The sequence below is a fragment of the Flammeovirgaceae bacterium genome, assembly GCA_015180985.1.
In the GTDB taxonomy this organism is placed as follows: Bacteria; Bacteroidota; Bacteroidia; order Cytophagales; family Cyclobacteriaceae; genus UBA2336.
In genome coordinates this window covers 3,089,923-3,109,634 of record CP054185.1, presented here as the reverse complement: position 1 = coordinate 3,109,634, position 19,712 = coordinate 3,089,923, and the positions used below count along the sequence as shown (strand labels likewise).

The 19,712-nt window shown below is 46.1% G+C and carries 16 protein-coding genes and 1 tRNA gene; 8 read left to right on the top strand and 9 right to left on the bottom strand.

The annotated features are described in order from the left end of the window. Positions 1 to 5 precede the first annotated feature (5 nt). From HRU69_14285 to HRU69_14275, 3 genes are all read left to right on the top strand, one after another. Positions 6 to 3,260, top strand: coding sequence for a gliding motility-associated C-terminal domain-containing protein (locus HRU69_14285; protein ID QOI98576.1), 3,255 nt, complete (start codon positions 6 to 8; stop codon positions 3,258 to 3,260). 102 nt (positions 3,261 to 3,362) lie between these two features. Beyond that, positions 3,363 to 3,439: transfer RNA gene (locus HRU69_14280), tRNA-Ile, on the top strand. Positions 3,440 to 3,475: 36 nt separating this feature from the next. Further along, the gene (locus tag HRU69_14275; protein ID QOI98575.1) at positions 3,476 to 4,588 is read left to right on the top strand and encodes a site-2 protease family protein; all 1,113 of its coding nucleotides are present in this window, start codon (positions 3,476 to 3,478) and stop codon (positions 4,586 to 4,588) included. Between the two features lie 3 nt (positions 4,589 to 4,591). On the opposite strand, the gene HRU69_14270 is transcribed toward HRU69_14275, so the two are convergent. The 6 genes from HRU69_14270 to HRU69_14245 are packed head-to-tail and all read right to left on the bottom strand — an operon-like array spanning position 4,592 to position 11,969. Continuing rightward, positions 4,592 to 6,421, bottom strand: coding sequence for a T9SS type A sorting domain-containing protein (locus HRU69_14270; GenBank protein QOI98574.1), 1,830 nt, complete (start codon positions 6,419 to 6,421; stop codon positions 4,592 to 4,594). 4 nt (positions 6,422 to 6,425) lie between these two features. Further along, the gene (locus tag HRU69_14265) at positions 6,426 to 7,244 is read right to left on the bottom strand and encodes a PASTA domain-containing protein (GenBank protein QOI98573.1); all 819 of its coding nucleotides are present in this window, start codon (positions 7,242 to 7,244) and stop codon (positions 6,426 to 6,428) included. Between the two features lie 27 nt (positions 7,245 to 7,271). After that, positions 7,272 to 8,357 carry a D-alanine--D-alanine ligase gene (locus tag HRU69_14260; GenBank protein ID QOI98572.1) on the bottom strand — a complete coding sequence of 362 codons (1,086 nt, stop codon included), beginning with the start codon at positions 8,355 to 8,357 and terminating at the stop codon, positions 7,272 to 7,274. Positions 8,358 to 8,409: 52 nt separating this feature from the next. Further along, positions 8,410 to 10,560, bottom strand: a complete 2,151-nt coding sequence (locus HRU69_14255; protein ID QOI98571.1) for a hypothetical protein — start codon at positions 10,558 to 10,560, stop codon at positions 8,410 to 8,412. Between the two features lie 60 nt (positions 10,561 to 10,620). Then, the gene (locus HRU69_14250; protein QOI98570.1) at positions 10,621 to 10,878 is read right to left on the bottom strand and encodes a NifU family protein; all 258 of its coding nucleotides are present in this window, start codon (positions 10,876 to 10,878) and stop codon (positions 10,621 to 10,623) included. Beyond that, positions 10,875 to 11,969, bottom strand: coding sequence for an Mrp/NBP35 family ATP-binding protein (locus tag HRU69_14245; GenBank protein ID QOI98569.1), 1,095 nt, complete (start codon positions 11,967 to 11,969; stop codon positions 10,875 to 10,877). The genes HRU69_14250 and HRU69_14245 overlap by 4 nt, the downstream gene beginning before the upstream one ends. A 99-nt stretch (positions 11,970 to 12,068) precedes the next feature. On the opposite strand from HRU69_14245, the gene HRU69_14240 reads away from it, so the two are divergent. The 5 genes from HRU69_14240 to HRU69_14220 all read left to right on the top strand — a co-directional run bounded on the left by HRU69_14240 (position 12,069) and on the right by HRU69_14220 (position 17,348). Continuing rightward, positions 12,069 to 14,000 (top strand): DNA primase, encoded by a 1,932-nt coding sequence (locus tag HRU69_14240; protein ID QOI98568.1) that lies wholly within the window; start codon positions 12,069 to 12,071, stop codon positions 13,998 to 14,000. 43 nt (positions 14,001 to 14,043) lie between these two features. Beyond that, complete coding sequence (locus HRU69_14235; GenBank protein ID QOI98567.1) at positions 14,044 to 15,261, top strand: bifunctional 3,4-dihydroxy-2-butanone-4-phosphate synthase/GTP cyclohydrolase II; 1,218 nt, start codon at positions 14,044 to 14,046, stop codon at positions 15,259 to 15,261. After that, positions 15,261 to 15,878: a hypothetical protein gene (locus HRU69_14230; GenBank protein QOI98566.1), complete on the top strand. Its 618-nt coding sequence runs from the start codon at positions 15,261 to 15,263 to the stop codon at positions 15,876 to 15,878. The genes HRU69_14235 and HRU69_14230 overlap by 1 nt, the downstream gene beginning before the upstream one ends. Positions 15,879 to 15,940: 62 nt before the next feature. Then, on the top strand, positions 15,941 to 16,720 hold the full coding sequence (surE, locus tag HRU69_14225; GenBank protein QOI98565.1) for a 5'/3'-nucleotidase SurE: 780 nt from the start codon (positions 15,941 to 15,943) through the stop codon (positions 16,718 to 16,720). A 43-nt stretch (positions 16,721 to 16,763) separates the two neighbouring features. Continuing rightward, positions 16,764 to 17,348, top strand: a complete 585-nt coding sequence (locus tag HRU69_14220; GenBank protein ID QOI98564.1) for a hypothetical protein — start codon at positions 16,764 to 16,766, stop codon at positions 17,346 to 17,348. Positions 17,349 to 17,433: 85 nt separating this feature from the next. Here HRU69_14220 and HRU69_14215 read toward each other — a convergent pair whose 3' ends face one another. The 3 genes from HRU69_14215 to HRU69_14205 are packed head-to-tail and all read right to left on the bottom strand — an operon-like array spanning position 17,434 to position 18,939. Continuing rightward, entirely contained in the window at positions 17,434 to 17,874 is a 441-nt protein-coding gene (locus HRU69_14215; protein QOI98563.1) for a transposase, read from the bottom strand. Then, complete coding sequence (locus tag HRU69_14210; protein ID QOI98942.1) at positions 17,864 to 18,673, bottom strand: IS3 family transposase; 810 nt, start codon at positions 18,671 to 18,673, stop codon at positions 17,864 to 17,866. The genes HRU69_14215 and HRU69_14210 overlap by 11 nt, the downstream gene beginning before the upstream one ends. Beyond that, on the bottom strand, positions 18,670 to 18,939 hold the full coding sequence (locus HRU69_14205) for a transposase (protein QOI98562.1): 270 nt from the start codon (positions 18,937 to 18,939) through the stop codon (positions 18,670 to 18,672). The genes HRU69_14210 and HRU69_14205 overlap by 4 nt, the downstream gene beginning before the upstream one ends. Positions 18,940 to 19,712 lie beyond the last annotated feature (773 nt).

Here is a 19,712-nt window from a genome sequence, read left to right as displayed (position 1 = left end):
TCTGCATGTTGGCTTCTTTCAGCCAACTGGCCGGTGCACAACCCGGCTTACGGTTTATTGAGAATAAAAACCAGTGGCCTGCCGATGTACATTTTGCTGCCAGCGTTCCGGGAGGGCGCGTATTTATAAAACCTGATCAATTTACTATAACCCTGCTTGAGGAACAGGCTACTCATCATCATGTTGATGAACAGCCAACGGCAATAAGTGAATCAAATGGCAAACACATTTCAGAAAACCGTCCCGTAAACGGGCATAGTGTTCAGATTAATTTCATCGGTGCCGATGAATCGGTGAGGCCGGAGCCCTTTGGTACAGTAAAGACGTATTACAATTTTTTTCTCGGTAACAGTCAGGCAACATGGGCTCCGCGTGCGGCTGCATATAACGGTGTTCTCTATCCGGGCATTTATGAGGGAATCGATCTGAAAATCTCATCGGTTGGCCAGCATCTCAAATATGATTTTATTGTTACACCCGGAGCCGACCCATCCCGGCTTTTGCTTCAGTATTGCGGTGCCGATGCGCTTGCACTCGAAAGCGGAAACCTCGTTATAAAAACTTCAGTGGGTACCGTAATTGAAAAAAAGCCCTATACCTATCAGTTGATTAATAATAAAAAAGTTGAAGTGACCAGCCGGTACCGCCTTACCGAAGACGTACTCTGGTTCGAGTTTCCAAATGGTTATGACTCCTGTTACGAACTGGTTATCGATCCGCTGCTAATCTTCTCTACCTTTTCGGGTAGCACGGCCGATAATTGGGGAAGTACAGCCACACCCGGAGAAAACGGAACCCTCTATTCTTCAGGTATCATGCGGGGGGCTCTAGGCGGAACCTTTCCGGCCACACCGGGCGCATTTCAAACTTTTTATGCCGGTGGTTATGATGTGGCGCTACTGAAGTACGACTCCACCGGCAGCCAGTTGTTGTATGCCAGTTATCTGGGCGGTTCAAGCAATGAAACGCCACACAGCATGGTAATGGATAGTAATGGCGATTTGCTGATGTTTGGCACCACCAGTTCACTGAATTTTCCTGTTACTGCCGGGGTAGTGAGCCCGTCATTTAATGGCGGATTTTTCGTTTTCTCCGATGTTATTGAACAGTATCCAAACGGATCGGACATGTTTGTGGCAAGGATCAGTCCGGCTGGTGATCAGCTAAAAGCATGTACATATTTGGGGGGGTCGTTAAATGACGGACTAAATACCTGGCCATCCGGGCCGTTGACCCGCAACTATGGCGATGAAATGCGGGGCGATATCATTACGGATGGCCAGGGTAATGTGTATATCAGTTCGGTTACTTCATCAGCAAACTTTCCTATTGTAAATGGCTTTTCGCCAGTTTACAATGGCGGTGGTACCGATGCCGTGCTTGTAAAACTTAATTCTGCACTTACGCAGATTGAGTGGTCAACCTTTATCGGGGGCAATGGGCACGATGCTGCCTATACAATTAAGTTCGATAGTCTTGGTAATATTTATACAGGCGGAGGCACAACCAGTGCCAATTTTCCGATTACACCGGGTGCTTATCAGGCCACGTATGCCGGTAATGCCGATGGCTGGATGGCCTTGGTTAATGCAACCGGAACCACTTTGCTGCACTCAACATTTACGGGTACGAATCAATATGATCAGATTTATTTCCTGGATGTGGGTACTACAGGCGATGTGTATGTGTACGGCCAGACTACCGGCCCCATGCCGGTAACACCGCGTGTATATAAAAATCCGAACAGCGGGCAGTTTGTGCAAAAACTTTCAGGTGATTTATCCACGCTGGTATTTTCCACTGTATTCGGTTCCGGTATTGGCATCCCAAATATTTCACCAACGGCCTTCCTGGTTAGTGAATGCAACAACCTGTATATGTCAGGCTGGGGAGGAGCCGTGAACATATCGCGAGGATATTGGCCGGCCACTAGCCGAACCACCGGCATGCCGGTAACGCCTGATGCGTTGCAATCAACCACATTTGGTTCGGATTTTTATTTTATCGTGCTAACCGAAGATGCTTCGGAATTATTGTACGCTACTTTTTTAGGCGGTCCGCAAACCGCTACGCATGTGGATGGCGGTACCAGCCGCTTTGATAAGAGCGGAATTGTTTACCATGCCGTTTGTGCCGGCTGCGGTGGCAGCTTCGATGACTTCCCGACTACACCTGGCGCCTGGTCCAACACCAACAACAGTTTGAGTTGCAATAATGCTGCGTTCAAGTTTGATTTGGCCTCGCTTCGCGCCCGCCTGCAAACCAATAAAGTTGATTTTTCAATGCCTGGTATTGCCGAACTGTGTTACCCGGATACACTGCGGCTTGAAAACTTCAGCACGGGGGGAGAAATTTTTGAATGGGATTTAGGTGACGGCACCAAACTTACAAAAACCGATAAGGAATCATTTCTGCATCAGTACCAGCAAGAGGGCGCCTACCTGATAAAATTAAAAGCTATTGATTTAAATACCTGTACAGCCGTTGATTCAGTACAAAAGCTGATTATGTACTATAAAAATGATGGCACTGCCCAGGACGATACCACTATTTGCCAGTACACCAATTACCAGCTCGATGCCTCGGGCGGGGTTCAATACCAGTGGATTAGCAAAGACAGTACTTTCCAATCCAATCTGCAACGGCCTTTTATTAATCCGGAGGATACAACATTGTATATCGTTACAATTACCGATGCCGAGGGTTGCGTAAAAAAGGATACTGTGCAAATTAATGTGGTTCCCGGTATTGACCTGAAGATGCAATACGAGTTTATTACCAACTGTTTTTCAAGGCCGGCTATCCGGCTAACTAACAATACCAATCAACAACCCGGTGAAACTTATTTTTTTGATTTTGGCGATGGGTTTACTTCCGACCAGCCTACCGCAAATCATGCTTACGATTTCGATGGCTTTTACGGGGTAAAGCTGGTAGGTGTGAAAGAAACCTGTGTGTACGAGCAGGTTGTTACCGTACCCATCTTTACACTAAAAGTTCCCAATGTAATTACTCCGGAAGATACCCCTGGAGATAACGATACGTTTTTTGTTCAATATGGCGAGGCCCTTCAATCGCCTGCTGATTTTGATATACCGGTTCGGCTGAAAGTATTTAATCGATGGGGAAGGAAAGTTTACGAGTCGAATGACTACCGGAATACCTGGGCTGCAAAAGATTTAGACAGCGGCATTTACTTTTACGAAGTGAAGGTGGGTGATTACGCTACCTGCAAAAGTTGGGTACATGTGATTAAGTGAATCTCGGGATTTTAAAGCGGGATCGGAATTGCTTGAAGCTGAAATCAACATATTCAGATTGGTATTTATTGGTCTTATAGCTAAAATTGCACTCCCGTTTCAGGGCCCATAGCTCAGCTGGTTAGAGCACCTGACTCATAATCAGGGGGTCGCAGGATCGTGCCCTGCTGGGCCCACCACCATCGAGGACTCAGAATAATGAGTCCTTTTGTTTTATGAACAGAGAAACCCGCATCCGCCTAATCCAGGTACTCCTATTCCTGACTACTTTTATTACCACTACCATTGCCGGAGCAGAGTGGACGTATGGCAAATCCATTTACGTTGAGTTTACCTGGCAGGATTTTTTAAGCGGCATGCACTTTTCTGTTCCGTTTCTGCTAATTCTTACAGTGCATGAATTTGGTCATTATTTTACGGCCCGGATAAACCGTATCGACTCCAGCCTTCCATATTATATTCCGATACCGCCATTTCCATTGTCCATTGGCACCATGGGTGCCATCATACGCTTGCGTAGTAAAGTTCCTTCCATGCGCATCAACTTCGATATTGGTATTGCCGGGCCGCTGGCAGGTTTTATTATGGCGCTGTTTGTATTGTTCTATGGTTTTACTAATCTGCCGCCTGCCGAATACATTTTTCAGATTCACCCGGAATATGAACAATACGGATTGAATTATGCCGAGCATGTTTACGAACCCAACGAACAGATACTGGATGTGGTTATCGGTAAAAACCTGTTGTTTACATTTTTCGAAACGGTTGTGGCCGATCCTGAACGCATGCCTAACCCGCACGAGATAATGCACTACCCGTACCTCTTTGCCGGTTTTCTTGCATTGATTTTTACAAGTCTTAATTTATTACCCATCGGCCAGTTGGATGGCGGCCATGTACTTTACGGATTGGTTGGTTACAGGTGGCACCGGTTGATTGCCTCTGCTTTTTTCATCGCCTTTATGTTTTATGCAGGGTTGGGCCTGGTACACCCCGGCCAACCTTTAAACGACCTGATTATTTATGTACCTGCGTATGTGATATTTCTTTATCTGTGTTTTACCGGGTTGGCCTTGCCCTGGCGCGATACGCTTATGTATGCGCTTGTTGTTTTTGCACTGCAGTTTCTGCTAAGCTGGAGTTTTCCAACTATTCAGGGCTATTCGGGCTGGCTGGTGTTTGGCTTTGTGCTGGGTCGTTTTATTGGCGTACAACATCCGCCCTCTGAAATTGAAGAACCGCTTGATGCCAACCGGCAGGTACTGGGCTGGATTGCGCTGATTATTTTTATTGTCAGTTTCAGCCCCAATCCAATAGAACTGAAGTAAAACTTAGTGGGTAATGAGTACTTTTTTTGCTTGCATAAAATTTCCCGCCCGGTAACGTACCAGGTAAAGACCTGTTTGAGGCGTTAGTATCCGAATCAATGTTTCTGAATTGACTTGTTCAGTTTCTATTTCAATGCGTTGCCCGGTTACCGATAAAACTTCAATGGCACTTACATCGCCCCTAAGGTAAAATTCTCCTGAGCTTGGATTGGGGTATAGGTCAACAATGGGTTGCTTTTCTTCTGGTAAACTCGTAACAATTTCACCGGTTCCGAAACGTGGTCGTATCATCAGGCTGCCGATAACCAGGTCATTCTGCACCCAGGTTCCGTTGGTATTCACATAAATCTGATCACCCGTATTGTGGCTGGTATCAAGCCCGATTCGGACCAGCCCGGCATTGCCCTGAACCCAGCCGATAAATACGGTGTCTTTTACAATTACAGCAGGATTTAGCGTAAATGATGTGAATTTACTGTTGGGTTCGCGCCTTACCGGAATGGTTTGTTCGGTAAGCAGTGTACCGGGTTTACCGTTTCTATTTGCCCATATCATTAAGGTTACAATATTTGGACTGGCCGAACCCGTATATGGATAGTGAATATATCCGCCATTGAGGGTATCCTGGCCTGCTGTTTTAAGCACAAACCTGCAGGCAGCCATGTTACCTGCCTGAGTAAGGCCTGCGGCATATTCGGCAGTTCCGTCATCATAGGCATAGTAATCTTTAAAAACGGTTTCTGTAAAACTGGAATCGTTTAGCTGAAAGTCGGGTTTTTTTACCAGTGTATCGCGCGTGTTAACACGGAGGTATACTTTTAAAAAGGCGGAATCAGCTGATAAATTAAACAAGGTTTTTGGCGGAAGATCGGGAAGTGAAAAGAATTTACGTTCAAGACTGGCCAGCGAAGAAGGTACGGAATCACTCAACGGGCTATTTGTTATAATAGATGTACCATTTTCGTAAACCTGTAGTTTAAAGAACGAATCAAAGTTCATGGGTTGGTTTATAGCCGAGAGGTTATACAACCCAACGGAAGGATTGGTAAATGCCGGATTGGTTACCGGGTCGGTAAAATGCTTATAGGGTATGGCATAGAATGGCCCAAGCGGACTGCTGATGTGTTTAAATACAGCCCGATCGGGATAAAATTTGTTTGTTTCCGTTCGGTTAACATTTATATACACATAATCAATATGCCAGGTATCGTACCGGCCTGATTGCCTGCCGAACGAACGAAAGCGAAACTGAAAATCATTATGAAAAAACCTGTCCTGGTTTATGCGGATGAGTGTGTCGTAGAATACATCCGGCTGCTCATCGTCATTCGAGGTGAGGGTTACAATTGTTTCCCAAACTCCGGTGTTGGTTTTAAACTCGAGTAGAAAGAAGTCATTTCCATCAGGTGTCTCGCCATAACCACCCCATTGATAAAAAAAACTGAAAAATACCGTATTTCGAAGGGCTAACGGCACATCGGCCATTCTGATTCTTCTTGATACCAGGCTGTCGGTGTACCCTACGGCTTGCGGGTCGGTAAGGTTGTAAGGTAATCCAAGTTCGTTTAATCCATCAAAACTGCAAACCTCTACCGTTGGCGGATTGATACCAGTATCAGTGTTAATCCAAACAGTAGTATTGCTTTCCCACAGCGTATCGGTGTTGGTGCGGGCGGAAAAGTCGTCCCAGAAGGGTAGGGCCATGGCCGGCAGGCTTTGTTTACGTGAAGCATTGTTTATTGTTGCTGGTTTGGATACAGGCGTTACTACAAACTGAGCCTTTAGTGCCACCATCGGCATGGCCATCAGGACAATAAAAATTATTTGTTTCACCACCTTACCGGAGGTTGTTATTGTTGCCGTCTTCGTCCTCATCCAGAATAACCACAGTGCCTTTTTTTCCTACCCATAATTCAACGACATCCCCCACTTTAATATTTTCTTTTGGTGCAGGCTTTTGCTTGAGCACAACAACCGGTGATACAGTAAGGGTATCGCCCACCAGGTGAATTTGCCCCAGGTTGAGGTTAGAACCAAAGATGGGAATCTTGGCATCTTCGAGTGTATAACCTATCACATCAGGCATGGGTACCACATTACTGCCGCCATCTTCCACCACCAGATCAATTACCGAACCTTTAGGTATTCGGGTTCCGGGTTCAATTTTTTTGCCTTCAAACCGCATTTCTTTTACAAGGTTTAGAAAAGGCCCGCGCACCAGTTGTATCTTCCCTCTCTTTAATTCGTTTCCGCGCAGTACGGCCTCCGCATTTACCAGCGACCCATCGATTAAGTTGGGAACCGGTACGCTTGGCGGGTTCACGCGGTTAATCGAGAGGTATATCACGCGGTTCTCCTTTACTTTTGAGCCGGCCTGCGGGTATTGCTTCAGCACGGTAAGGGGTGCATAATCCTCAGAATAAGAGCTATCGTTTACTTCAAACCTCAGGTTGCGCTTTACCAAAAATTCATTCAGGTCAGTAATGTTCATTCCTTCTACATTTGGCACCGTAATCGTTTCGCCATGGTTGGTTGAAGCCGGCAGGTATAGGTAAAAGTAGAAGAGCAAAAGAATAAGACCTGTACCTGTTGTAATAGCCAGGCTGATGAGCAAACCGCCAACCGTTGAAGTATATTGCTGAAACCGTTTTATCATGGGCAGAGGTACGGGTAGAGGTTAAAGTTAATACTGCAAAGCCGATGTGAAGTCGCGTGAGATACGCTGGTTTGCCTCATAACGATCCTGAGCCAGGTTGATGAGCCTGGTAATCAATTCACTAAAGCCGATACCCCGCTCGTTCCACATCATGGGGTACATGCTTGAGTTGGTAAAGCCGGGGATGGTATTGATTTCGTTTACATACGCTTTACCCTTTTTCGTCAGAAATAAATCAACCCGTGCGAAGTCCTGACAATAAAGCGCTTTAAATGCCTTTATTGAAATTTCGCGTATAAGTTTTATGGTCTTCTTATCCAATGCTGCAGGTACCTGAATCGTTACAGCCTCCTTATCAACATACTTGGCATCGAATGTATAAAATTCATAGTTACCTTTCACAATAATTTCACCGGGGTTAGAAGCCTCCGGTGGTTCATTGCCGAGAATGGCGCACTCAATTTCCCGGCCGTTAATAAATTCTTCAATAATTACTTCCTGGTCGTATCGAAAGGCCTCCTCAATGGCTTGCTTAAACTGGCTTTTGCGGCTTACCTTGGTGATACCAACCGAAGAACCAAGGCTGGCCGACTTGACCATAAAGGGCAGGCTGAATCGCTTTTCCATAACATCAAAGCGGATTTTGTTCTTTTCGCTGAAGTGAAAGGATAAGAAATCACCTACCGGCAACCCGGCTTCTTTCAGCATTCGCTTGGCTACGATTTTATTCATGGAGATTGATGAACCCAGCACACCGGTGCCTACCATGGGAATATCCATTGCGGCAAGCAAACCCTGTATGCTTCCGTCTTCGCCATCGGTGCCGTGCAGGGCCGGAAAAACAATATCTACCTTAAACCGGTCGCCACTGGCAAGTAACATAAAGCCCGCGTTTTTTGGGTCAAGAATCAATCCAAGGGCCTTGCCCTGTTCTATTTCTTTATTTACGGTTTGCGTAAGGAACCATTGCCCCTGGCTGCTGATGCCGATGGGTACCGGTTCAAATATGCTTTTATCGATAAACTCATAAATATTTTTGGCTGAATTAACCGAAACTGCGTGCTCAACCGAACGACCTCCGTAAAGAATGGCTACTTTCCTTTTTACCGACATGCAGAGTACATATTACACTCAAAGATAATCATTCCACAGCAACAGCCGGCCGTTAACGCGACATGAAAAATTTGGTAGCGTAGAATTTCGACCCAATCTGAACGCGCAGAATGTAAATGCCTGCAGCTACATTGCCGATATCAATCGGAAACGTCTGATTTAGAATATCGGGTGCACTTGTGCTGATATACAATCTGCCCATAACGTCCATAACGTCAATGCGCACCGAATTGCGTTCAGGCAAATTAAACGTAACCGAGGCTTCAAAATCAGAATGCCAGTACACCGAGTACAGGTCATCACCAATATCAACGGGATGGGGATCTTCGGAAACAAAAAACTCAATGTTATCAAGAAAAATATTATTACCGTTTTTGTTGGTGAAAACAAATGCCAGACGAATGGCTTCCTGGCCGGCATAGTTTGACAGGTTAATAAATTTACGCAACTGCCAGTCGGACTCTACAATAGGTTGCCAGAATTCGGTGGAAATAGTGTTGGCCAACTGCAACCCGCTTTTATCAAACGGAGTGGGGCTGAGGTTTTGATAGGTATTGCCGCAGTCCTCCGATACCAGAATACGGAGTCGATCATTTTGACTGCCGTTCCAGGCGTATGATAAATCAAAAAAAACACTGGCAGTTGTTGTGGTTGAAAAATCCAATAGGGGTGTTGTCAACCACGATTCGTTGGGCCCATCAGGTGCATCGAAGGCGCGGAAGGATGCTGATTGCTCAAAGTTGGTGGGGTTAAGTGTCCATAATGTGCCCTCGGTAGGGTTAATAACTGGCCACGTTAGTTGGTCGAATGTTTCGCGTAAGGGGATGCGTTCGTGTGTATTATCAACAAGTACATTTGTAGTTAACGTACTGTTGTCTGGCCGGCCATCGGGTATTCCGTTTACTTCTGTAATGGTTGTTGCTAACGAATTTAAACCCGATGTAAGCACCACAGTGCCCAGTGTAAGTTCGGCTACAGCATTTGGGATAAGATTAAGCCCGGTAAATATGGTAGTGAGCGGAGCACTTCCGTTAATGGAATAATTTAACTTTAATGCAGTGATTGGATCACAACTGTAATTACGAATTTTCAACTTCAGTTGTGTATTGGCGCCACAGGTAACCGGGCCGGGTGAAATTTTTTCAATAATGGCTGCATCCAGTACACCGCAGTCGGGTGGCAGCAGGCCCGGAGAGGAGAGCAGGCTGTTCCTTCGCGGAACGGAAGGATCATCCAGAATTAATTCCATGCGGGTAACCTGCCCTTGTGTGTACAGATTCATGCAGGCATCATCCGTATAGTCCATATAATTTTGAAACATTGTTATGATTGGAGTTCCGCAAACTGTGCTTACTGGATGCACCGGGCATCCAGTAGTTTCATTGCGTTGAGTTGGTGTATCATCAATATAATCAGTACCACAAAGATTATCGCCCCAGATGTGTCTTAATCCGAAGAAGTGTCCTAACTCGTGCGTAAGTGTACGGCCTTTGTTGAAATTAGGGTCCAGGTCGAAACTGCCATCGTCAATCGATCCGAAGGCCTGGTAGTCAACTACTACTCCATCGGTTTCGGCCAGGCCGTCCAGATATTCCTCCAATCCCGGCAAGGTGGAAACCGGAAATTGCGCGTAGCCGATAAATCCACCACTGAAGTTCAACACCCAGATGTTCAGGTAGTCTTCAGCCGGCCAGTAACTTAGTGCTTTGAAAGTTGTTTCCTGTGAAAGCGACCAGGCCGACTGGCCTCCGTTAACCCGAACGATACCGGTGGTGGGCAAGCCGTTCGGATCGCGTTGTGCCAACACAAACTCAATGTCCATGCTGCCGGCCACCGGTGAAAACAGGGGTGGGGTATTGCCGGCATCTGCATTCAGTCGTTGAAAATCTTTGTTGATAACATTAATTTGTGAAAGTATCTGTGCATCCGGAATATTCCGGCCAACTCCAATTGGTTCTCCGTTGTGAATTACATGGACAACAACCGGAATCTGGTACGGTCCTGCTTGCTGGCGGGCGCTTTGCTGTTGTTGAAACTGTAAACTTTTTTTGTGTTCCAGCCACTGTTCAAACTGGGCATCGGTTTGCTTTATCTTTCCTTCCTTTTGCAACCACTGCATGTACTCCACCGTGCCACATCGTTGTTGTGCCCAGGCTGCTCCATTTAATAACAATAAAAGAAAGGTAAAAGATACTTTTAACACAAAACACCGATTACATTATCTGGATAAGCCAAAGATAAGCAGTGTAACCAAAAATGGAAGTTAATTTTCGGTGAGGTTGATAACCTCAATGGCCTTAATTTCAGGAACGGCCTTTTTAATGGCTTCTTCCACACCGGCCTTAAACGTCATGGTTGACATCGGGCAGGTTCCGCATGCACCCACAAACTCCAGTTTTACAATGTGGTCATCGGTTACCTTGGTAATTTTTACATTGCCGCCATCGGCTTCCAGGTAGGGCCGGATGGTATCCAGCGAAGCTTCAATGCGTTGGGTTAGCTCGGTAATGCGTTTACTCATACAGTTTTCAGTTCAACGCGTTTTGTTTGTTCAAAGGTAGCATTTCTGATGGCAATTTGCCGGGCCAGGGTTTCAGCCAATAAACGGAATGCATTTGCTGTTTCACCCGCCTTCATCACAGCCGGTAAGCCTGTGTCTCCGCTTTCGCGGATCCCCTGCACCAACGGAATTTGACCCAGTAGCGGAACGTTGTGTTTTTCGGATAAGTTCTTCCCGCCTTCTTTTCCGAATATGTAGTAGCGGTTTTGCGGGAGTTCTTCCGGTGTAAACCACGCCATATTCTCGACAATGCCAAGCACGGGCACATTGATTTGCGGTTGCCTGAACATGGCCACTGCTTTTTGTGCATCGGCCAGAGCAACATTTTGAGGTGTGGTTACAATAACGGCCCCTGTTACCGGCACAGTTTGAACCAACGTCAGGTGAATGTCGCTGGTGCCGGGAGGCAGATCAATTAACAGGTAATCCAGTTCACCCCACAGTGTTTCGCTGAAAAACTGTTTCAGGGCTGAGCTCGCCATCGGTCCGCGCCATACTACGGCACTATCGGGAGGAGCAAGAAACCCAATGGACATCAGTTTTACACCGTATTGCTGCAACGGAACGATCATGTTTTTACCGTTCACTGCCTCAACACCGGGTTGTTCATACTCGCAATTAAACATGGTGGGTATTGAAGGTCCGAAAATGTCGGCATCAATTAAACCTACTTTGGCTCCACTTTGCGCCAGGGCTACAGCCAGGTTGGTGGTTACTGTTGATTTGCCCACGCCTCCTTTACCCGATGCGATGGCCACAATATTTTTTACCTGCGGCAACAGCGGCTCCTGACTGCGCGAGGAGGTAACAGAAGAGGTTATGGTAATATCTACAGGCAATGCTCCGGCAATAGCACTGACGGCATCCAGGCAATCCTGCCGGATTTTTTCTTTAAGCGGACAAGCCGGGGTTGTAAGCACCACGGTAAAGGAAATCCGGCCTTGTGAAACCGACACATCCTTAATCATGCCCAAGCTAACCAGGTCTCGTTTCAGGTCCGGGTCCTGAACCCCACTCAATGCCTTTAAAACGTCTTCTTTTGTAATATTCATGCCGTAAATTTGGCGGTGAATTTAGGCCGCATTCTATCCTAAAACAAAGATTATACACCGAGGTTTCAGGGGCGGGTTGGAAAAGGTATCTTTGAGGCCATGATTTCGCCCAGCACCATTGACGAAGTTAAAAACCGCATGGATATTTATGATGTGGTGAGTGATTTCGTGTCGCTGAAACGGTCGGGCCAGAATTATAAAGCGCTCAGTCCGTTTACCAATGAAAAAACACCCTCTTTTTATGTAGTTCCTTCAAAAGGCATCTTTAAAGATTTCAGCAGCGGAAAGGGCGGTGATGCCATTACTTTTGTTATGGAACACGAAGGGCTGGGCTACCTGGAGGCCATCCGGTACCTGGCTAAAAAGTATGGTGTTGAAATTAAGGAGGAGGCTGTTTCGGCAGAAGACCAGGCTGCACAAAATGAACGAGACAGCCTGTACATCGTTATGAATTTTGCAAAAGAGTACTTTAAAGATCTTTTGCATAATACCGAAGAGGGGCAAAGCATAGGGTTGAGCTATTTCCGTGAGCGCGGCTTTAACGATCGAACCCTCGATAAGTTTGATTTAGGCTACAGCCTCAATGAATGGGATCATTTTGAGAAGCATGCACTGCGCAGCGGGTTCAGCGCTGAGGTTTTGGAACGAGCCGGGCTAATCATTTCAAAAGAAGAGGGGCCGCGGAAGCGGTACGATCGCTTTCGCGGAAGAGTTATTTTTCCGGTGCACAACCTGGCCGGTAAAGTTGTTGCTTTTGGTGCCCGGATATTAACCAAAGAAAAAGATCAGCCTAAATACATCAACTCACCCGAAACAGAAATCTACCATAAGAGCAATGTTTTATACGGCTTGTTTCAGGCAAAGAATGAAATCCGGAAACTCGATTTCTGTTATTTGGTTGAAGGATACACCGATGTGATTTCATTGCACCAGGCGGGCATTGAAAATGTGGTGGCTTCATCGGGCACTGCGCTTACCGAAGAACAAATACGCCTGATGCGCAGGTTTACCGAAAACGTAACGGTATTATTTGATGGCGATGCGGCCGGAGTGAAGGCAGCCCTTCGGGGAATTGATTTGATTTTGAAAGGCGGGTTGAACGTACGTGTAGTGTTACTGCCCGATGGTGAAGACCCCGACAGCTACTCGCGCAAAATGGGTAGCACCGAGTTTCAGCACAACCTTAAAACCCACACACGCGATTTCATCTCCTTTAAAATTGATTTGTATTCGGCCGGCTCGGTTAACGATCCGATAAAGAAAGCCGAGGCTATACGCGAAATCGTAACCAGTATCGCCCTGATACCCGACCCGATTAAACGCTCGGTTTACATTAAAGAAACCAGCGACTTGCTAAACATACAGGAAGCGGTTTTACTTACCGAGTTAAATAAAATTCTGATTCAGGAAAGGAAAAGACGCGAGCAGGAACGCTGGCGTGAAGAACAGCCTGAGCCGATTGAATCGTTGCACGAGGCACAACCGCTTGCCCGGACCGATTCGCAAACCATGGTGCAGATGCAGGAGCGCGAAACCATCCGGTTACTGCTTAACTATGCCGAAAACAATATGACGGACGAAAACGGTGAACAGACGGTTATCGATTTTTTGCTGAATGAATTAGATGATGTAGAGTTTACCAACCCGGTGTATAAAGAGATATTCACCGTATTTAAAAATGGCTCGGCCACCGGTGAACGCATTGATAACTTTTATTTTCTTGAAAATGGTTCGGCTGAAGTGAAGAAAGCGGTAGCAGACCTGATTACTTCGCGTTACGAAACCAGCCCGCACTGGAGTGAGAAATACCACATTTATTTTCCGCATGAACGGGATGTCATGCAGCAGGTAACATTAAGCAATGTATTACGACTTAAATTCAGGATCATTCAGAAGATGATGGAGGAGAATCTCGCGGAAATGAAAGGAAAGGACGATAAGCATGTTGACCAGTATCTCCTTCGGCATGAACAGCTTAAGCTGGCCGAAAAGGAGTTAGCCGATGCACTGGGCATTGTTGTGCCCCGGTAAACCATCTTGCTTTTAATATTGTTTTGAAGAAAATGTAAAATTGATGCAGACTGATTTTAAACTGAATACAATTGAGGAGGCCATTGACGATATCAAGAATGGTAAGGTAATTATTGTTGTGGATGATGAAGACCGCGAAAATGAAGGCGATTTTATCTGCGCGGCCGAGTGCATCACTCCGGAGATTGTAAACTTTATGGCTACCCATGGCCGCGGGCTTATTTGTGCCTCGTTAATTGAAGATCGGTGCGATGAATTGAAACTGGATTTAATGGTAGGGCAGAATACCGCAGCATTTGAAACCCCATTTACCGTTTCGGTTGATTTGATCGGTCATGGATGCACTACCGGTATTTCAGCACACGACCGTTTTAAAACGATACGTGCCCTTGTGGATCCGGAAACCAAACCGGAAGATCTGGGGCGGCCAGGTCATATTTTTCCGTTACGGGCTAAGCGTGGCGGTGTACTGCGCAGGGCCGGGCATACCGAAGCCGCTATTGACTTCGCGAGACTGGCTGGTTTTAAGCCGGCAGGGGTGCTGGTAGAAATATTGAAAGATGACGGCACCATGGCGCGTCTTCCTGACCTTAAGAAAGTTGCTGAACGATTTAACCTGAAATTAGTTTCCATTAAAGATTTAATTGAGTATCGTATCAAAGCCGAGTCGCTGATTGAACGCGAAGTGGATGTGGACATGCCCACGGAGTACGGTCATTTTAAACTGATTGCCTATAAACAAACCAGTACACAGGAAACCCACCTGGCCCTGGTAAAAGGAAGTTGGAAAAAAGATGAGCCGGTGCTGGTGCGTGTGCACTCCTCGTGTGTTACCGGTGATATTTTCGGTTCGTGCCGGTGCGACTGTGGCTCACAGCTTCACGCGGCAATGCAAATGGTTGAACGCGAAGGCAAAGGCGTGGTGCTCTATATGAAACAAGAAGGCAGAGGCATTGGCCTGTTAAATAAACTGAAAGCCTATAAGCTGCAAGAAAATGGCATGGATACAGTAGAAGCGAACCTTCAACTGGGCTTTGATATGGATGAGCGCGATTATGGCGTTGGTGCACAGATACTTCGCGACCTGGGGGTAACCAAAATCCGACTGTTAACCAACAACCCTAAAAAGCGGGTAGGCCTGATGGGCTATGGCCTGGAAATTGTTGAGAATATTCCGATTGAAATTGCTCCCAACCCGCATAACGAGAGGTATCTCAAAACCAAGCGTGACCGGCTGGGGCATACTATATTAAAGGGGTGATGCACAGGATACGGGTACGGGCAGTCGTTATACTGATATTGTTCAGTAGTAAGGCCTTGGCACAGGAATGGCCTTTTGAGCTTTGGCATGATGGCAAGGTTATTCTGACATCGGGCGATACTCTTCGTGGAGTAATTAAATACGATCTGCAACAGGATTTGATTCAGTTTGGCTACAAAAATGAAAGCCGGGTAGAAGCCTTTGCACCTCGTAAAGTATTGATGTTCGAAATTTTTGATGCTACTGCAAAAAAATACCGTAATTTTTATTCCCTGCCGTACTCCCCGTCATCCTCCTACGGAGTTCTTTCATTTTTTGAGTTGCTAACTGAAGGTAAACTTACTTTGCTTTGTCGCGAATCACTGGAATACCGTACTTACAGCTCGCCTTATTATTATGGCTCATATTCTCGTCTGGTCATGGTTTATCGCTATTTCTTTATGGATGAAAAAGGCAGAATTTCAGAGTTTAGCGGAAAGCGCCCGGAATTAATGAACCTGATGGGCCGGCAAGCTCCGGATGTTGATAAGTATATACGGGCAAATCGGCTACGGATAGAAAACAAAGATGATTTTATTAAAATCATCGCCTATTACAATTCGCTCTTTGTTAATTGATGAGGCTTTTTGATTTGGTATTTAAGGTTTAGCTTGCGCTACACCGATTGTTTCTTGTCTGTATGAAAAGACCCCTTATTCTGGTTTCAAATGATGATGGAATTACCTCAAAAGGGATTCGTACGCTGGTTCAGCTGATGAAAAAGCTTGGCGATGTGCTGGTAGTAGCACCCGACAGCCCACAGTCGGGAATGGGGCACGCCATTACCGTTGGTGAGACCCTGCGGCTGGAGGAAAATTTTATTTTTGATGGAGTGAAGGCGTTTGAGTGTTCAGGTACACCGGCTGATTGTGTAAAAATGGCCAGGCATTATGTGTTGAGAGATAAGATACAGCCTGATGTAGTGGTAAGCGGCATTAATCATGGAAGTAATACTTCGATAAGTGTTCTGTATTCCGGCACCATGTCAGCAGCAATTGAAGGCGCTATCGAGGGTACACCGGCTATCGGTTTTTCGTTGTGCGACTACTCCCATGATGCTGATTTCTCGCACACTGAAGAACCTGTATTGCGGATAACGGAGCAGGTACTACGCAAAGGGTTGCCCAAAGGCGTTGCGCTCAATGTCAATTTTCCTCCAAAACGCAATGAAAACCTTAAAGGCATTCGCATCTGCCGGCAGGCAAATGCCAAGTGGGTGGAAGAATTTGATGAACGCTTCGACCCAAACGGCAGGCGCTATTTTTGGATGGCCGGTAATTTTGTAAATTTTGATAAGGGAGAAGATAATGATGAGTGGGCTATTGCAAACAATTATGTTTCGGTGGTTCCATGTCAATTTGATCTAACAGCTCATGCGGCTATAGCGGTGTTAAATGAGGAGTGGGATATCCTAAGGTAAGATGCGGCTTTCTCCGGTATTTCTTCTAATCAGTTTGTTATCTATGGGGCAAACTGATTGTGAACTTAAACGCTCACAAGACAGTATTTTTGTTTATGCATGCAAGCTAACTGACTCTAAAGTAAAAGCCATCCGTGCGTCTTTTACATTGCCTACAACTCCTTCAGTACTCGCTGCGCATATTCTGAATGTAGAGGCCTATACCGAATGGCAGTACAACATTATTAAGGCAGAAGTTCTTGAGGTTATTGGCGATCTTGAGTTGATTTATCGAGCCGAAGTAAAGGCACCTTGGCCGGTATCCAACCGCGACCTGGTAGTACGATTGAGGATAACCCAAGACCCCGCTACACGGGTAATGACTTTTTCTATAGTAAGTATACCTGATTACATCCCGCCTTATGACGGTATCGTTCGTGTACCGAAATCCGAAGGTAAATGGGTTATTACCCCGCTGAATAATCGGTTAAAAATTGATTACAGTTTTATTGTCGATCCGGGAGGCTCAGTTCCTTCCTGGTTGATTAACTTTTCAATAGCGGAGGGACCTTATCGGACATTTCATAATCTTTCTAAAAGGATAAAGTCACATAATCTAATCAAATCCGTACAGGTCATTAAAGATTGAATATCCATCACTTTACAGGCCCGACCGAGGCTGACTTTAAATGTCGTTCTCAGATGGTCTACATGGGTTCGCTTCTCAGCGGGCCTTAATACTTTTTTCCCAAAACATCTTTAAGCATCTTGTTGTCCAGGGCCAGGTCGGCATACATCTGCTTGAGTTTCCGGTTTTCTTCCTCAAGCTCCTTAACCCGCTTGAGTTCGCTCATCTCCATGCCTCCGTATTTTGCCTTCCAGTTGTAAATGGTGGTTTTCGAAATCCCGTGATCGCGGGCAATATCCGGGATGTTTTTGCCAGCATTAAACTCCTTGAGAATGTTGCTGGGGTAAGTGGCTGGGAATTTTGACAGGTTGTAATTATAGATTAAGGTTTTGAGTTTTGCAATAGCTTTACCTGCGTGGCTGCGATTGGAAACCTCAGCGAACAAGCAGGGTTTGCACTGAAAAAAGTTTTGGGCTGTCATACTGATGGCCCATACTTTTTTTAGGGAAACAGAAAAAGAGTTTCCCATGTAGGTATCACGCAGCATAGGCCATGGGTGTTTGATAGTTGAGCGCCTGGTGTGGCCTTTTATGGTTGTACTCATCGACCCACTTGTGAGTGACTTGCCGGGCGTTATCCAGTGAGCTGAACACGTTGGCATCCAACACATCTTCGCGATAAGTTTTGTTGAATCGTTCGATGATGGCGTTCTGTTGCGGCTTTCCTTTCTGTATCGGGTTCCACTGGATGTGGTTGTTGTGCATCCAGTTCATAAAGCGTTTGGCGCGGAACTCGGGGCCGTTGTCGGTACGGATGCTGAGCGGTTTGCCGTACCGCTCAATGGCACGCTCCAATGCTTCTATTACCCTTCTGGCCGGCAGGTTAAAGTCCACCTCAATACCCATACACTGGCGGTTAAAATGGTCCACGATGTTGAGTGTGCGGAATGTACGCCCGCTATCCAGGGCATCGCTCATGAAGTCCATGGCCCACTCGATATTGGCCTGCAGGGGTATAGAAAGGGGGTTGGCGGGGTTGTCTTTGATGCGCTTGCGCAGTTTGCGGTGAAGGGAAAAACCTTCACGCTCATAGACCCTGCGAATTTTACTGTCGCCCCATTCCGGGTGATTCTTTTGTACCAGCTTGATTACCTTCATCCTTCCCTTACGGCTTGTTCCGATGACTTGTTCGATTGCTTTTTTTACCACGGCATCTTTGGCCGGCATCCGCTTGCGGTAATACTTTTTAGTACGCGAACAGCCCACCAGCTTACACGCCTGGGCATGGCTCATTCGAAACTGCTTCTTCAAATGGGCCAGGCCGTGTTCTTTTTGTCCGGGCGTCAGAACTTTTTTGAGAGCAGGTCTTTTATGGCATCAATCTCCAGGCTCTGGTTGGCCACAATTTTCTTGAGCCTCGCATTTTCATACTCAAGTTCTTTAAGTCGCTTAAGTTCGTCAACGGTCATGCCCGCGTACTTGCTGCGCCAATTGTAGAACGTAGCCTCGCTAATACCATGCTTGCGGCATACTTCGGCCACCTTCTGGTCTTGTTGGATTTGTTCGTTGAGGATGCCAATAATCTGGGCCTCGGTAAATTTGCTCTTCTTCATTTTGACTTTTTTTGGTCGGTTAAATTAGAAAATCCTACTTTTAACCTGTTCAAAAAAAGCAGCCTAGTACCTCTCCTATCTTCACTCAACAACGGTGGACCTTGCGCATTTGCACAAACGCCACGCAATATGCGCCAAACGTTGCCGCCAATACGCATAAAATCTACGCAGACAACGTTTGACTAACTGACAAAGACTCAGCTCCGCGGACAATAAATTAACTCCTGACAAAGACTTTTATAAAATCCAGTGTACGCGGACACGCGGAAAAGTTTTAGACTAATTGAATAATTGACAACGGACTTTAAATAAATACCCTTGTCGCGCGCGACACGCGCGAAACCAGCCCCCCACCGTAGACAAGAGAATCGCGCGAAGCGCGAATTTTTTTTTCGGTTTGGTGAAGGAAAATTTGAAAAATTGACCTTAAAAATTTTTTTTAGACAGTTTGACCGACAATGACAGACCAACAAGACAACGTTTTTGTTCAATATGGAGCCAGACGCGTCCAAATTAAATTATCGGTGGACTCTTTCGAGTCCAAAATAAAGTAAACGGTGGACGCGTACTGGCGCTAACAACAGGTTTGTGCCAGCTTGCAGGTGATGTGTGGCTATGAAGTTTTCGTTTCTTTACTTAGTTTCGTAACGGAAGACTGTTTGCAACTGGTCGGGCTTGCCATTTCGTTCCTCATTTAGCAAGCCCTCCTATCCGCAAGCCGTCACAAACCCAAACGTTGTGGCTCATTGCCCGACCGAAAAAAGTAAGAGTAA

Coding starts and splice junctions, on each gene's coding strand:
- HRU69_14285 (QOI98576.1), top strand. CDS start 6: ATGTTGGCTTCTTTCAGCCAACTGGCCGGTGCACAACCCGGCTTACGG.
- HRU69_14275 (QOI98575.1), top strand. CDS start 3,476: ATGAACAGAGAAACCCGCATCCGCCTAATCCAGGTACTCCTATTCCTG.
- HRU69_14265 (QOI98573.1), bottom strand. CDS start 7,244: ATGATAAAACGGTTTCAGCAATATACTTCAACGGTTGGCGGTTTGCTC.
- HRU69_14260 (QOI98572.1), bottom strand. CDS start 8,357: ATGTCGGTAAAAAGGAAAGTAGCCATTCTTTACGGAGGTCGTTCGGTT.
- HRU69_14250 (QOI98570.1), bottom strand. CDS start 10,878: ATGAGTAAACGCATTACCGAGCTAACCCAACGCATTGAAGCTTCGCTG.
- HRU69_14245 (QOI98569.1), bottom strand. CDS start 11,969: ATGAATATTACAAAAGAAGACGTTTTAAAGGCATTGAGTGGGGTTCAG.
- HRU69_14240 (QOI98568.1), top strand. CDS start 12,069: ATGATTTCGCCCAGCACCATTGACGAAGTTAAAAACCGCATGGATATT.
- HRU69_14235 (QOI98567.1), top strand. CDS start 14,044: ATGCAGACTGATTTTAAACTGAATACAATTGAGGAGGCCATTGACGAT.
- HRU69_14230 (QOI98566.1), top strand. CDS start 15,261: ATGCACAGGATACGGGTACGGGCAGTCGTTATACTGATATTGTTCAGT.
- surE (QOI98565.1), top strand. CDS start 15,941: ATGAAAAGACCCCTTATTCTGGTTTCAAATGATGATGGAATTACCTCA.
- HRU69_14220 (QOI98564.1), top strand. CDS start 16,764: ATGGGGCAAACTGATTGTGAACTTAAACGCTCACAAGACAGTATTTTT.
- HRU69_14215 (QOI98563.1), bottom strand. CDS start 17,874: ATGCTGCGTGATACCTACATGGGAAACTCTTTTTCTGTTTCCCTAAAA.
- HRU69_14205 (QOI98562.1), bottom strand. CDS start 18,939: ATGAAGAAGAGCAAATTTACCGAGGCCCAGATTATTGGCATCCTCAAC.